This is a genomic window from Limnobaculum parvum, assembly GCF_003096015.2.
GTDB classification, from domain to species: Bacteria; Pseudomonadota; Gammaproteobacteria; order Enterobacterales; family Enterobacteriaceae; genus Limnobaculum; species Limnobaculum parvum.
This window is the reverse complement of record NZ_CP029185.2, coordinates 3,405,160-3,418,103: the sequence shown is the minus strand read 5'-3', so window position 1 is coordinate 3,418,103 and position 12,944 is coordinate 3,405,160. Positions and strand designations below refer to the sequence as shown.

Below are 12,944 nucleotides of genomic sequence, written 5' to 3'. Positions count from 1 at the left end.
GTGATATTTAGAAATGCACATTATTGACCGTCATGTTCTACACGGCTGATGTCTATCCGTGGGTTTGTTATGCACGGTTCCAAGGTGTTACCTGCATACCTCGCAGCATCGATAGCCAAGCCAGCACAATTCCGACGATCAGAATGATGAACAGTGACCAGTGCGGTAACGTAGTCAGGATCACACCGGTTGCCAGTGGATTGGCCGCAGCCCCCAGCCAAGCCAACGCCTGAGCAGAAAAATAGCTGGCTTTCATTCCCGGTGGGGCTATATTGTCGACTAACATATATTCCCCCGGCGCGTAAATGAGTTCACCAAAGGTAAAAACCGCCGCCGCAAGCCCCCAAAAGAGCAGATTGTTGCCTGAGTACATAAAGCCCAGCAGGCCAAGAACAAAGCAAAAGGTACCGATGGTCATTAAGGGGCGGATGTTAGATTCGGAGAGTCGACGGCCTATTGCATATTGCAGGGTGACTACCACCACGGCGTTTACCGGTAGTACCACGGCGACCACCTTCTCGGCAAAGTCGCTGTCAGCGACCACCAAAATATATTGAGAAATGCAGGAGGCGAACGATCTACTGACGAACGCCGCCAGTATCCCGGAGAGGGTAAACCAAAGCAGTGCCCTGTCGCGTAATAATACTGAAGGAGACCAAGCAACGCTGTTCTCTGAGCGCATATCGATACGAACTCGCTCGACATAACGCTGTATGAATACCAGTGGAAATGCAGCACAGCAAGCCGCCAGCCAGAACGGCATATTGATACTGTACATAACCAGCAGCGTGCCTAATGGCGGGCCAACGGTCCAGCCGATATTCAAAAAGGTGTAGTTGAGAGAAAAGATTTTTGCTTTCTCACTGGGCCCAAGTACATCAGAAAAATAAGCCTTCAACACAGTAGAAAAAACCGAGTAGGCGCAGTTAATCAGCGCGAAATAGAAGATGACCAGTTCTACTTGAGCAACCAGAGGAATTGCGACAAACCCGCCGATAAATGCCAGAATGGACAGCAGCATATAGTTCTTTTTATCAAACTTATCGGCCAAGATACCGAACCCGAGACTAAACACCACGCCGACTGTTAGCGCAATGGTCATTGCCAGCCCGATCTCATCAACGGACATGGCAAAACGCCGTGTCAGATAGATGGTCATAAACGGTAATGTTGCGCCACGGCCGATGGTTAAAAGCAGCGATGATGCTAATAATGCAACGGTTGAGCGCGTGATGGTTGAGAGCATTTTCCTGCCAAGCATATAACTTAGGGTATGTTTTATTAATTAGTCAGAGATATCACGCTATTACAAAGTTGTATTGCGAGTTACGTATCATAGTGTACTTTTCACTTCTATGTTAATAAATGACCTTTCCCGTAAGGGATTTTTTGGTTAACGTGGTTTCTTTTATAAAAATAGACGAGTTCGTGAGGAAGGGTATGACACGCAAAGATGGACTGCTGGCGTTATTAGTGGTGGTGGTGTGGGGTTTTAACTTTGTGGTGATTAAAATGGGTCTCCACAATATGCCGCCGCTGTTGCTGGCAGGATTACGTTTTATGCTGGTGGCCTTTCCCGCACTGCTATTTGTAGCGCGTCCAAAGATACCGTTCCGGCTACTGCTGGGTTATGGGCTGACTATCAGTTTTGGTCAATTTGCCTTGTTATTTAGCGCTATCAAGTTTGGAATGCCTGCCGGATTGGCCTCATTAGTGCTGCAATCTCAGGCATTTTTTACCCTCATCATTGCCGCTTCTGTGTTTAATGAACGTCTGCAGGCTAAACAGTTTGCGGGTATTGCACTGGCGGTGATAGGTGTATTGGTGTTGGTGGAAGCGAGCCTCAATGGTCAGGATGTGACCATGCTGGGTTTTATGCTAACGCTGGGGGCTGCCTTTAGCTGGGCTAGCGGAAATATTTTTAACAAATTGATTATGCAACATGAAGCGCGCCCTGCCGTTATGTCGCTGGTGGTGTGGAGTGCGCTGATTCCGGTTATTCCATTTCTGCTGGCATCCGCCCTTTTCGAAGGGCCTGGTTTGATGCTACAGAGTCTGATTGAGATTGATACCATCACGCTTTTATCGCTGGTGTATTTGGCGTTTGTGGCGACCATTATTGGTTATGGCATTTGGGGATCTTTGCTTGGGCGTTACGAAACCTGGCGGGTTGCGCCGCTCTCCCTTCTGGTGCCGGTGGTTGGCATGACAAGTTCCGCGCTGCTATTGGGCGAAAAGCTAACGTCATTACAGCTACTGGGCGCATTTTTGATCATGGCGGGTTTGTATATCAATGTATTTGGTTTACGCATTTGGCGGAGAAAGTTGATTAAAGGGTAACGTCTGACAATTTCCGAGTAGTCCGGCACGAGGATTGAATGATTTTGTCTGATGGAATGTTAAAATGCGTCGCTCTTGCAACAGCGGGGAAATCGGATAGTGAATTGATATCTATCGTTACCTGATGAGTGTTAAACTTAATTTAATGACAGCGTGCGTAATACTAGGGTGGAGGTTGTTTTTACAACATGGCAAAAGATAAAAAACGCGGTTTATTTTCCTGGTTAGGCTTCAACCGACAGGATGAAGAATCTAAGCAAGATGATGAATTACAAAACGATATGGAACAGAGTAATCCACAAGAAGTGGATGCCGCTAACCCATCTGATGAAACCAACTACAGTGATGAACTGAAGCAGGATCCCTCTTCAGAAGTGACGCCGGATCTGGATCTGTCACAAACCGCAGAGTCTGATGCCACACCACCGGTTTATGATGATGCGCTGACACCGTGGGTGGAACCACAGGCCGATGAGTTTCAGATCGTCGGTGAGCCTGCCAGTGAAAAACAATTGACCGCAACGGATGATGAAGTCGCGCAGGCACTGACTGCCAATGCCGTAGCGGAGTTTGAGGATACCGACATTGTCGATGAACCTCAGCTTTCTCACGCCGAGTTGGATGACGAAATTGAACAGGCGCTACTGGCTGAATCCGATCGCATCGATGGCGAAGATCCAGAACAAATTCTTGAGCAGTTGGAAGAAGAACAGCTTCAGCAAGAGCAGGAAAGGCCGACCAAAGAGGGATTTTTCGCGCGTCTGAAACGCAGCTTGTTAAAGACCAAGCAAAATCTCGGTTCCGGTTTTATCAGTCTGTTTCGCGGTAAACGCATTGATGATGAACTGTTTGAAGAGTTAGAAGAGCAGTTGCTGATTGCCGATGTGGGTGTTACCACCACCAGTAAAATTATTAACTCCCTGACTGAGCACGCCAGCCGTCGCGATCTGAAAGATGCCGAAGCCCTGTACGGTAAACTGAAAGAGGAAATGGCTGACATTCTGAAAAACGTTGAGCAACCGCTGGACGTTACCGCTCATAAGCCATTTGTGATTCTGATGGTCGGTGTTAATGGCGTTGGAAAAACCACCACCATCGGTAAGCTGGCCCGTCAGTTCCAAGATCAGGGAAAATCAGTGATGTTAGCCGCAGGTGATACTTTCCGTGCCGCCGCCGTTGAGCAGTTGCAGGTATGGGGCACGCGCAATAAGATCCCGGTTGTGGCCCAGCATACCGGTGCTGATTCCGCATCAGTGATTTTTGACGCTATTCAGGCAGCGCAGTCTCGGGGTATTGATGTGCTGATCGCCGATACTGCTGGGCGTTTGCAAAATAAATCTCACCTGATGGAAGAATTGAAAAAGATTGTGCGGGTGATGAAAAAGCTGGATGAAAATGCGCCTCATGAAATTATGCTGACCATTGATGCCAGCACCGGCCAAAATGCCATCAGCCAGACAAAATTATTTAATGAAGCTATTGGTTTAACCGGTATCACCTTGACCAAACTCGACGGAACGGCGAAAGGGGGGGTGATTTTCTCGGTGGCTGATCAATTTGGTATTCCTATTCGCTATATCGGCGTAGGAGAGGGTATTGAAGATTTACGGCCTTTCCAAGCCAATGATTTTATAGAGGCGCTTTTTGCCCGAGAGGATTAAAACGATGATTCGTTTTGAGCAAGTCAGTAAAGCCTATTTAGGTGGACAGCAGGCGTTACAGGGAGTGAACTTCCATCTGCAGCAGGCCGAAATGGCTTTTTTAACCGGTCATTCCGGTGCAGGGAAGAGTACGCTGCTCAAACTGATTTGTGGTATTGAACGTCCAAGTACAGGGCATATCTGGTTTTCTGGTCATGATGTCAGCCGATTAAAGTCTGCGGAAGTTCCCTTTTTACGACGTCAGATTGGCATGATCTTTCAGGATCATAACCTGCTGGCGGATCGCACGGTGTACGACAACGTCGCGCTTCCGTTGATTATCTGCGGAACCAGTCCGGAAGAGATTCGCCGTCGCGCCTCTGCTGCGCTGGATAAAGTCGGTTTGTTAGATAAGGCAAAGTGTTTCCCGATACAACTGTCTGGCGGTGAACAGCAGCGTGTTGGTATTGCTCGTGCGGTGGTGAATAAACCCGCAGTGCTATTGGCCGATGAACCAACGGGAAATCTGGACGATGAGTTATCGGCTGGCATATTACGTCTGTTTGAAGAGTTTAATCGCGCTGGCGTAACCGTACTGATGGCGACCCACGATACCGGGCTGATTTCTAGCCGCTCCTACCGGATATTGACGCTGAGTCATGGGCGACTGAGTGGAGGAGAAAGTTATGCGGGGGAATAAGGCACCGGTTAAAAAAGCCAAGCCAGCGGCTAAAATACCCACTCGTAGTACAGGGGGATGGCGTGAACAGTGGCGCTATGCCTGGAATAATACTTTGGTTGATATGCTGCGCCAGCCGTTAGCTACGTTTATGACGGTGATGGTGATTGCCATTTCGTTAACGCTACCCAGCCTGTGTTACTTGGTGTGGAAAAACGTGAATTCTGCGGCATCCCAATGGTATCCAACGCCACAAATTACGGTGTATCTGGACAAGAAACTTAATGATAAAGCGGCTGATGACATCAGTACTCAGATTAAAGGGCTGGATGGCGTCAATAGTATTAACTACGTGTCACGGGATAGCGCGCTGAGTGAGTTCCGTGAGTGGTCTGGGTTTGGTTCTGCACTGGATATGTTGAGCGATAACCCGCTACCTGCGCTGGTGATTGTTTCTCCGAAAGCCGATTTTCTTGGCTCTGATGCATTGGTTAAGCTACGAGACAATATAGGGCAGATTCAGGGTGTCACTGAGGTGAAAACCGATGATAGCTGGTTCTCGCGCTTGTCAGCCTTGACGCATCTGGTGGGGAATATCTCCGGTACCATCGCCATATTGATGATTGTTGCGGTGTTTTTGGTGATTGGTAATAGCGTACGGCTCAATATTTTCAGCCGTCGGGAGACCATCAGCATTATGAAACTGATTGGTGCAACCGACGGGTTTATTTTGCGACCATTTTTGAATGGCGGTATGTTGCTGGGACTATTTGGTGCAGTACTTTCGCTGATTATGTCTCAGGCACTGGTTTGGTCGTTGGATGCTTCAGTAGCAGAAACGGCAAAAGTTTTTGGAACACTATTCTCGATCAACGGATTAGGCTGGGATGAAAGCCTGTTATTACTGGTGATTGCCGCCATGATTGGCTGGGTTGCGGCCTGGTTAGCAACGATCAGACATTTACGCCAATTTACACCGAGGTAGTGAATTTTTGGTATACTAGGAGACGTTTGGTTCATAAATTGAACATGTTGAAGGCACAGTGCTTGTTTTGGTATTATCAATCATGGAGTTAAAAGATTTATCCTCTAGATTGTGAACTTATGACTGAGATATTAGTCTAATTATCGAATATGCAATTGGTTGACCTTTACGCATCAATCGGATAGATCTGTAAAGATGCAGTTCAAACGTACCAGTATATTAGTTTCTCTATGAGAGGGTTTGAATGACTAAAGAAATGCAAACTTTGGCTCTGGTTCCTCAAGGTAGCTTGGAGGCCTATATCAGGGCTGCCAATACCTATCCGATGTTAACAGCGGATGAAGAGCGTGAACTGGCTGAACGGCTGCATTACGACGGCGATCTGGCAGCGGCTAAAAAGCTGATTCTGTCTCATTTACGTTTCGTTGTTCACGTTGCTCGTAACTATTCAGGCTATGGTTTACCTCAGGCTGATTTAATTCAGGAAGGTAACATTGGTCTGATGAAAGCGGTTCGCCGTTTTAATCCGGAAGTGGGTGTCCGCTTGGTGTCTTTTGCGGTTCACTGGATTAAGGCTGAAATTCACGAATACGTTCTGCGTAACTGGCGTATTGTGAAAATCGCAACCACTAAGGCACAGCGTAAGCTGTTCTTTAACCTGCGTAAGTCTAAGCAGCGTTTAGGTTGGTTTAATCAGGATGAAGTGGAGTTGGTTGCCCGCGAGCTAGGGGTTTCAAGTAAAGATGTGCTTGAGATGGAATCCCGTATGGCGGCTCAGGACATGGCTTTTGATATCTCTCCTGATGATGAAAATGAAAATAGCGTCGTTGCGCCAGCCATGTTCTTGGAAGATAAAACGTCAGATTTTGCTGAAAGCATTGAAGACGAAAACTGGGACAATGATGCCGCGGATAAATTGACTCAGGCTATGAATGGTCTGGATGAACGCAGTCAGCATATTATCCGTGCCCGTTGGCTCAATAATGATGAGACCAAGGCAACTTTGCAGGAACTGGCAGATCGTTACGGTGTTTCTGCCGAGCGTGTGCGTCAGCTTGAAAAGAATGCGATGAAAAAACTTCGCGTCGCAATTGAAGCCTGATTCGGGGCAACTGGAAATTGAAAAAGGGTGGCGTAAAGCCACCTTTTTATTGGCATCGATTTTGCCTGACTTTTAGTTGGCTCCGTTGAGTCGGGCTGGGGATATAAAAATCATAAATTTTGTTAGCCAAAGGGTGACGACAATCAGAAAATTTCGTTATAATAGTTGAGTGTTTTACTATGATATAGCGAAATTATGGAACAGTTTAGTACTATCAGTGTGAGTGATGCCTTTTTACGTTTGCAACAGGGTGAAGCAACGCTGGTCGATATTCGTGATGTACAGAGTTTTCACTCAGGCCATGCTCCCGAAGCAATTCATTTAACGGACGCTAGCCTAAATCGCTTTATGCAAGAGACTGAATTCAACCACCCGATTTTTGTTATGTGTTATCACGGCATTAGCAGCCGTGGTGCGGCACAGTATCTGGTTCATCAGGGCTTTGAACAGGTTTACAGTATTGAAGGCGGTTTCGAGTCTTGGGCTCGCCACTATCCACAGCAGGTGGTCACCTCCTGATTGTGTGAACGACTAGGCTACTGTTTTTAAGGTAGCCTGCTGATAAATCTTTTTATTCCCCCGCGTTATATACTCTTCGCTTGTTGACGGGTTTCTCTACATTATTCATTTATTAGCTTGGGGTTCGCCCTGTTAATATATCCCCTGATGTTGTGGTAGATTATGTCTACGCAAGCGTTAGTGTATTACCTTTGGCGGCATGTATTAGGGCAATCGGTATAGATACGCTAAATTTTATATTATCTGACTAATAGTAAAGTGAGTCTGGATGGTTCGGCTAATCGTTCTTTCTAATCCCCGTATGGCACAAGCTTTTGTTGACTATATGGCTACGCTAAATGTGACTATCGATATTCGCTATCAACAGCAGCAAGTAGAGCTATGGCTGGCTGATGACGCATCTGAGCAATTGGCGCATCAGGAACTGGGTAAATTTCTGCATAATCCAAACGATCCCCGCTATCTGGCTGCTAGTTGGCAATCAGGGCGATCTGATGCCAATATTACTTATCGTCGAACGGATACATTGGCAACGCTGAGAAATCAGGCGGGGCCTTTAACGTTTATCGTGATTGCAGCCTGCGTGATTGTCTATCTGTTGATGCAGTTGTTCGGTGATGATGCATTAATGGAGATACTTGCCTATCCGGCAGACAGTAGCCAATATATTCAGATATGGCGCTGGGTAACCCATGCGTTTTTACATTTTTCTCTGATACACATTCTTTTCAATCTGGTGTGGTGGTGGTATCTAAGTGGCCCACTGGAAAAACGATTGGGAACAGGAAAGCTATTAGAAATCACGTTGCTGTCTGCCATCCTCTCGGGTTATGGACAGGCCGTATTTAGCGGTCATCTATTTGGTGGGTTATCCGGAGTGGTTTATGCCCTGATGGGATATTGCTGGCTGTCTGGTGAGAGAGCACCGGAAAGAGGCATCTCTTTACAGCGTTCTCTGATGGTATTTGCGATTGTGTGGTTAGTTGCAGGCTATTTTGATGCGTTTGGCATATTGGGTATGTCAGTGGCCAATGTCGCTCATTTGGGTGGGTTAGTCGTTGGTCTGGCATTAGCATGGTGGGATACCCGACCGTCTAAAAGGTCTTAATAAACACTCATAAAGGGCGCGAAGGATATACGCGTATAGGGTCTCTAAGTGAAACAAATTCAACGGCATGAGTCTATTATCGATTTAGTGCGTAAGCATGGTTATGTTAGTACTGAAGAACTGGTAGAACATTTTGGTGTAAGCCCACAGACTATTCGTCGCGATTTGAATGAGTTGGCGGATCAAAATAAAATCCAGCGCCATCATGGCGGTGCCGCACTGCCTTCAAGCTCGGCTGTCAATGCGGCTTATCACGATCGTAAAGTGATGCGGCTGGAGGAAAAAGCGCGTATCGCTGAGCGTGTTGCCAGTTATATTCCCGACGGTGCAACGCTGTTTATCGACATAGGTACCACACCGGAAGCGGTGGCTCATGCGTTGTTGAACCATAAGAATTTACGGGTAGTCACTAATAACCTGAACGTTGCAACGCTGTTGACCAGCAAGCCTGATTTTCGTTTGATTTTGGCCGGGGGAGAAGTTCGTTCCCGGGATGGCGGTATTATTGGCGAAGCAACGTTGGATTTTATCTCTCAGTTTCGTCTGGATTACGGTATTTTGGGCATCAGCGGTATTGATATGGACGGTAGCTTGCTGGAGTTTGACTATCATGAAGTTCGTACCAAACGGGCGATTATAGAAAATTCCCGCAGTGTGATGCTGGTTACCGATCATTCCAAATTTGGTCGTAATGCGATGGTTAATTTAGGCAATATGGGGCTGATTGACTATCTGTTTACCGACGAAGAACCACCCGCCAGCGTAATGAGTATTATCAAACAGTATGACGTGAAGTTGGAACTGTGCTAAGTGAGTTTTGATAGCCCAATAGGGTTGTTGGATTATACGGCCCGTTGAGGTTACCCCCTTATTTCGCGTGAACTACAGGTGCCGTCACTATGAGCTGGCCTTTATCATCCAGCGGGATCTGTTTTCCGGGTTGGTGGTCCATACGAACATTTCCCGGTTTATCCCCGACTTTGTAAGCCACGTCGTAACCGAGAATTTTCTCTGAAGTCTCTTCTACGGTTTTGCAGCGTTTTTCTGTAGTGGCATAGGTATCACTGTTCTGTAAATGCCCCTGAACTTCGTGACCGGTATAGCCCCCGGCGGCTGCGCCAGCAATGGTTGCTAACTGTTTACCATGCCCTCCACCAAACTGATGGCCCAGTACTCCACCGGCAACGGCACCCAGAATTGAACCTGCAATTTGATGCTGGTCTTTCACCGGTTTTTTATGGGTTACGGTGACATCTTGGCACTCTTTACGGGGTGTTTTGATGGTTTCTTTAACTGGCGTGACGGAAACGACCTCAGCATACTTTGGCTGAGTAGAAAAGAGGCTAATACCATCAGAAGCAATGGCGGTAATACCTAATGCGATCGCAATTCCAAAGCCAATACCCACTAGCATAGATTTGTTCATAGCCCCTCCAGAAACGATGCATATCACTTATTGATGGTAACGCTAATTATATAACAGTTCATAAGAACAGCCTGAATTAACCTTTATATTATTGTGGATATAATGTTATTGCTATCACGCGTTAATGTTTTTATTTGGTTAATTACTGGCTAATTTGTTTGTTTTCATCTACAGTAATGCTCGAATTCGAACATTAAAGGCTCTTTCGAGCATGCTGAGGTAGATAAAATGGAAACCAAAGATTTGATTGTTATCGGCGGAGGGATCAATGGCGCGGGTATTGCTGCGGATGCTGCCGGGCGTGGGCTTTCCGTTTTACTACTGGAAGCTAAAGATCTTGCCTGCGCTACCTCATCAGCCAGTTCCAAGTTGATTCATGGCGGATTACGCTATCTGGAACACTATGAATTTCGTCTGGTCAGTGAAGCATTGGCTGAACGCGAAGTATTGTTACGCTTGGCACCACACATTGCTTTTCCTCTGCGTTTTCGTTTGCCACATCAGCCGCATTTGCGTCCAGCTTGGATGATTCGCGCTGGGCTGTTTCTTTATGATCATCTAGGTAAGCGCACCAGCTTACCGGCCAGTAACGGTTTAAAGTTTGGTTCTGGCTCGGTGTTAAAGCCTGAGCTGACTCGCGGTTTTGAATATTCTGATTGCTGGGTAGACGATGCGCGGTTAGTGGTGTTGAATGCCCTTGAAGTGGTTGAACGTGGTGGTGAAGTCCGGACCCAAACCAAAGTGACTCGCGCATGGCGTGAAGAGAATCTTTGGGTGGTTGAAGCTCGAGATGAAGTCAGCGGTGAAGTATCGACTTGGCGAGCGAAAGGTTTGGTTAATGCGACTGGCCCATGGGTAAAACAATTTTATGATGATGGCCTACAGCTTAAGTCTCCACGGGGTATTCGCCTGATTAAGGGCAGCCATATCGTGGTGCGAAAGGTGCATTCTGAGTCGCAAGCCTATATTTTGCAAAACGAGGATAACCGTATTGTGTTTGTTATTCCTTGGTTGGGTGAGTTCTCTATTATTGGTACCACCGATGTGGAATATCATGGCGATCCTCTTGATGTAAAAATTGATGATAATGAAGTGAATTACCTGCTTAAGGTATATAACGATCATTTTAAAAAGCAACTGGCTAAAGATGATATTGTTTGGACCTATTCTGGCGTGCGTCCACTGTGTGATGATGAGTCTGATTCAGCACAGGCAGTAACCCGTGACTATACGCTGGAAGTGGCGGACGATGCAGGTAAAGCACCATTGCTATCTGTCTTTGGCGGTAAGCTAACCACCTACCGTAAACTGGCTGAGCATGCGATGGAAAAACTGGTTAACTATTACCCCGGTATTGGCCCAGCCTGGACCAAAAACAGCATATTGCCAGGTGGCGGAATGGGAACCGATCGTAATAGTTATGCAGAAGCATTGCGCCGTAAATATAGCTGGTTACCGGCTAGCTTAGCCATTCGCTATGCCCATACTTACGGCTCTCGTAGTCAGATGATTCTGGAAAACAAAACTAGCCTGACAGATTTAGGCGAAGACTTTGGTCACGGTCTGTATGAAGCAGAACTAGAGTATCTGGTTGCTAAAGAATGGGTACATAACTTAGATGATGCCATCTGGCGTCGCACCAAGATGGGCATGTGGCTGGACGAAAGCCAAAAACAACGAGTCACCGCATGGCTGGCGGATGTTGCGGTCAGAAAGCAACCGTACGTGGAATAGTTTTATCTTCTGTATTTTCTGAATGAATCAAAAAGGGGCCAACGGCCCCTGTTCAACGATTACTTATAATAAGAATGCTCACCACTCTCATGCTCGGTCTGGTCTTTAACCCCTTTCAACTCAGGGAATTTTTGGAGCAGTTCTTTTTCAATGCCTTCTTTCAGCGTGTAATCCACCATCGAACAGCCGTTACAGCCGCCGCCGAATTGCAGAATGGCATAACCTTCATCGGTAATTTCCATCAGAGAAACTCGGCCGCCGTGTCCTGCTAACTGAGGGTTGATTTGTGATTGCAGCATATATTCAACGCGCTCAATCAAAGGTGCATCGTCGTCAACTTTACGCATTTTAGCGTTTGGTGCTTTCAGCGTAAGCTGTGCGCCCAGTTGGTCGGTAACAAAATCAATCATTGCATCTTCTAAGTAGGGCGCGCTAATTTCATCAATATAGGCAGAGAACTCATTAAATTTTAGCTCAGTGTCATTGGCTTCAACCGCATCCGGTGGGCAATAAGAGACACCACACTCAGCGGTAGGCGTACCAGGGTTAATCACGAAAACACGGATCTGCGTGCCTTCTTCCTGATTAGCCAGTAATTTTTTAAAGTGGGTTTGTGCCGAATCAGTAATTGTAATCATGACATACTCAGTAGTTGACCTTTCTTGTCGGATATAATACGCCTATTTACCCTCACTCTTCAAGGTTCGACATAAACACCAAATTTGTACTGAAGCGGCCCCGTGGTGTAATAGCAAATGGGTGATTTCTGCCACCGTATTGCCCGTAGTAACAATGTCATCCAGCAAAGCGATGTGTAGGCCACGTATATCCCCAGCACAGGAAAAGGCATTGGTTAGATTATGCTGGCGCAGCTCGGCTTTTAAGCTTTGTTGAGGTGGTGTAGCGCGATGGCGGATAAGGATATCTTCTCGGTAAGGAATGTTGATCCAACGTACCAGCCGATGGGCAATCAGCGCGGTCTGGTTAAACCCTCGTTTCCAATGGCGTGTATGGTGTAGTGGAACGGTAAGCAATAGTTGCGGGCGTTCTATTTGTTGGTTGCGGTGAGCATCGAGCCACCTTAAAAGCAGCAGCCGTGAAAGCAGAGGGACATATTTATCCTCTCTATAAAATTTCAGTCGGGTGATAAAGTATTTTATCGGATAGCTATAGTCGCTGACGGCAATAAGCTGTGACCAGGCTGGAGGCTTTCGTTGGCATTCATCACAGAATGATAATAGTGGTTCTGCGGGTAAACCACAGCGATGGCAGCAGTGAGGTAATGTGGGTAACAGGCTCAAACAAATACTGCAAATACCGTGGTGAGCTATCGCTAGAGGTCGCTGGCAGAGCCAGCATAGGCTATCGATAAAAGGCATAGTAGGTTATCTTCTCTTGATTGGTTTCCCTG

Annotated in this window: 13 protein-coding genes; 9 read left to right on the top strand and 4 right to left on the bottom strand. The window is 46.7% G+C overall.

Annotation, left to right across the window (positions count from 1 at the left end):
• Nucleotides 1-67: 67 nt before the first annotated feature.
• On the bottom strand, nt 68-1,246 hold the full coding sequence (gene ydeE, locus HYN51_RS14420) for an efflux MFS transporter YdeE (protein ID WP_108900656.1): 1,179 nt from the start codon (nt 1,244-1,246) through the stop codon (nt 68-70).
• A gap of 194 nt (nt 1,247-1,440) precedes the next feature.
• On the opposite strand from ydeE, the gene eamA reads away from it, so the two are divergent.
• The 8 genes from eamA to HYN51_RS14380 all read left to right on the top strand — a co-directional run bounded on the left by eamA (nt 1,441) and on the right by HYN51_RS14380 (nt 9,183).
• Nucleotides 1,441-2,340 carry an O-acetylserine/cysteine exporter gene (gene eamA, locus HYN51_RS14415; protein ID WP_108900655.1) on the top strand — a complete coding sequence of 300 codons (900 nt, stop codon included), beginning with the start codon at nt 1,441-1,443 and terminating at the stop codon, nt 2,338-2,340.
• A gap of 188 nt (nt 2,341-2,528) precedes the next feature.
• Entirely contained in the window at nt 2,529-4,001 is a 1,473-nt protein-coding gene (ftsY, locus tag HYN51_RS14410; RefSeq protein WP_108900654.1) for a signal recognition particle-docking protein FtsY, read from the top strand.
• 4 nt (nt 4,002-4,005) lie between these two features.
• Nucleotides 4,006-4,680: a cell division ATP-binding protein FtsE gene (ftsE, locus tag HYN51_RS14405; RefSeq protein WP_108900653.1), complete on the top strand. Its 675-nt coding sequence runs from the start codon at nt 4,006-4,008 to the stop codon at nt 4,678-4,680.
• Nucleotides 4,667-5,644, top strand: coding sequence for a permease-like cell division protein FtsX (gene ftsX, locus HYN51_RS14400; protein ID WP_108900652.1), 978 nt, complete (start codon nt 4,667-4,669; stop codon nt 5,642-5,644). The genes ftsE and ftsX overlap by 14 nt, the downstream gene beginning before the upstream one ends.
• Before the next feature lie 244 nt (nt 5,645-5,888).
• Nucleotides 5,889-6,746: an RNA polymerase sigma factor RpoH gene (rpoH, locus tag HYN51_RS14395; protein ID WP_108900651.1), complete on the top strand. Its 858-nt coding sequence runs from the start codon at nt 5,889-5,891 to the stop codon at nt 6,744-6,746.
• A gap of 195 nt (nt 6,747-6,941) precedes the next feature.
• Nucleotides 6,942-7,265, top strand: coding sequence for a thiosulfate sulfurtransferase GlpE (gene glpE, locus HYN51_RS14390; protein ID WP_108900650.1), 324 nt, complete (start codon nt 6,942-6,944; stop codon nt 7,263-7,265).
• 268 nt (nt 7,266-7,533) lie between these two features.
• Nucleotides 7,534-8,373, top strand: a complete 840-nt coding sequence (gene glpG, locus HYN51_RS14385; protein WP_108900649.1) for a rhomboid family intramembrane serine protease GlpG — start codon at nt 7,534-7,536, stop codon at nt 8,371-8,373.
• Between the two features lie 48 nt (nt 8,374-8,421).
• Entirely contained in the window at nt 8,422-9,183 is a 762-nt protein-coding gene (locus HYN51_RS14380; RefSeq protein ID WP_108900648.1) for a DeoR/GlpR family transcriptional regulator, read from the top strand.
• A gap of 58 nt (nt 9,184-9,241) precedes the next feature.
• Here HYN51_RS14380 and HYN51_RS14375 read toward each other — a convergent pair whose 3' ends face one another.
• Complete coding sequence (locus HYN51_RS14375) at nt 9,242-9,799, bottom strand: glycine zipper 2TM domain-containing protein (RefSeq protein WP_108900647.1); 558 nt, start codon at nt 9,797-9,799, stop codon at nt 9,242-9,244.
• 228 nt (nt 9,800-10,027) lie between these two features.
• On the opposite strand from HYN51_RS14375, the gene glpD reads away from it, so the two are divergent.
• Nucleotides 10,028-11,533 carry a glycerol-3-phosphate dehydrogenase gene (gene glpD / locus HYN51_RS14370; RefSeq protein WP_108900646.1) on the top strand — a complete coding sequence of 502 codons (1,506 nt, stop codon included), beginning with the start codon at nt 10,028-10,030 and terminating at the stop codon, nt 11,531-11,533.
• A gap of 59 nt (nt 11,534-11,592) precedes the next feature.
• Here glpD and nfuA read toward each other — a convergent pair whose 3' ends face one another.
• Nucleotides 11,593-12,171 (bottom strand): Fe-S biogenesis protein NfuA, encoded by a 579-nt coding sequence (gene nfuA / locus HYN51_RS14365; RefSeq protein ID WP_108900645.1) that lies wholly within the window; start codon nt 12,169-12,171, stop codon nt 11,593-11,595.
• Nucleotides 12,172-12,213: 42 nt separating this feature from the next.
• Nucleotides 12,214-12,912 carry a phosphoribosyltransferase family protein gene (locus HYN51_RS14360; protein WP_108900644.1) on the bottom strand — a complete coding sequence of 233 codons (699 nt, stop codon included), beginning with the start codon at nt 12,910-12,912 and terminating at the stop codon, nt 12,214-12,216.
• Between the last annotated feature and the right edge of the window lie 32 nt (nt 12,913-12,944).

Excerpts from the sequence above, each read along its gene's own strand:
- ftsE (WP_108900653.1), top strand. The coding sequence starts at position 4,006 with ATGATTCGTTTTGAGCAAGTCAGTAAAGCCTATTTAGGTGGACAGCAG.
- ftsX (WP_108900652.1), top strand. The coding sequence starts at position 4,667 with ATGCGGGGGAATAAGGCACCGGTTAAAAAAGCCAAGCCAGCGGCTAAA.
- eamA (WP_108900655.1), top strand. The coding sequence starts at position 1,441 with ATGACACGCAAAGATGGACTGCTGGCGTTATTAGTGGTGGTGGTGTGG.
- ydeE (WP_108900656.1), bottom strand. The coding sequence starts at position 1,246 with ATGCTCTCAACCATCACGCGCTCAACCGTTGCATTATTAGCATCATCG.
- HYN51_RS14375 (WP_108900647.1), bottom strand. The coding sequence starts at position 9,799 with ATGAACAAATCTATGCTAGTGGGTATTGGCTTTGGAATTGCGATCGCA.
- glpG (WP_108900649.1), top strand. The coding sequence starts at position 7,534 with ATGGTTCGGCTAATCGTTCTTTCTAATCCCCGTATGGCACAAGCTTTT.
- rpoH (WP_108900651.1), top strand. The coding sequence starts at position 5,889 with ATGACTAAAGAAATGCAAACTTTGGCTCTGGTTCCTCAAGGTAGCTTG.
- glpE (WP_108900650.1), top strand. The coding sequence starts at position 6,942 with ATGGAACAGTTTAGTACTATCAGTGTGAGTGATGCCTTTTTACGTTTG.
- nfuA (WP_108900645.1), bottom strand. The coding sequence starts at position 12,171 with ATGATTACAATTACTGATTCGGCACAAACCCACTTTAAAAAATTACTG.
- glpD (WP_108900646.1), top strand. The coding sequence starts at position 10,028 with ATGGAAACCAAAGATTTGATTGTTATCGGCGGAGGGATCAATGGCGCG.
- HYN51_RS14360 (WP_108900644.1), bottom strand. The coding sequence starts at position 12,912 with ATGCCTTTTATCGATAGCCTATGCTGGCTCTGCCAGCGACCTCTAGCG.
- ftsY (WP_108900654.1), top strand. The coding sequence starts at position 2,529 with ATGGCAAAAGATAAAAAACGCGGTTTATTTTCCTGGTTAGGCTTCAAC.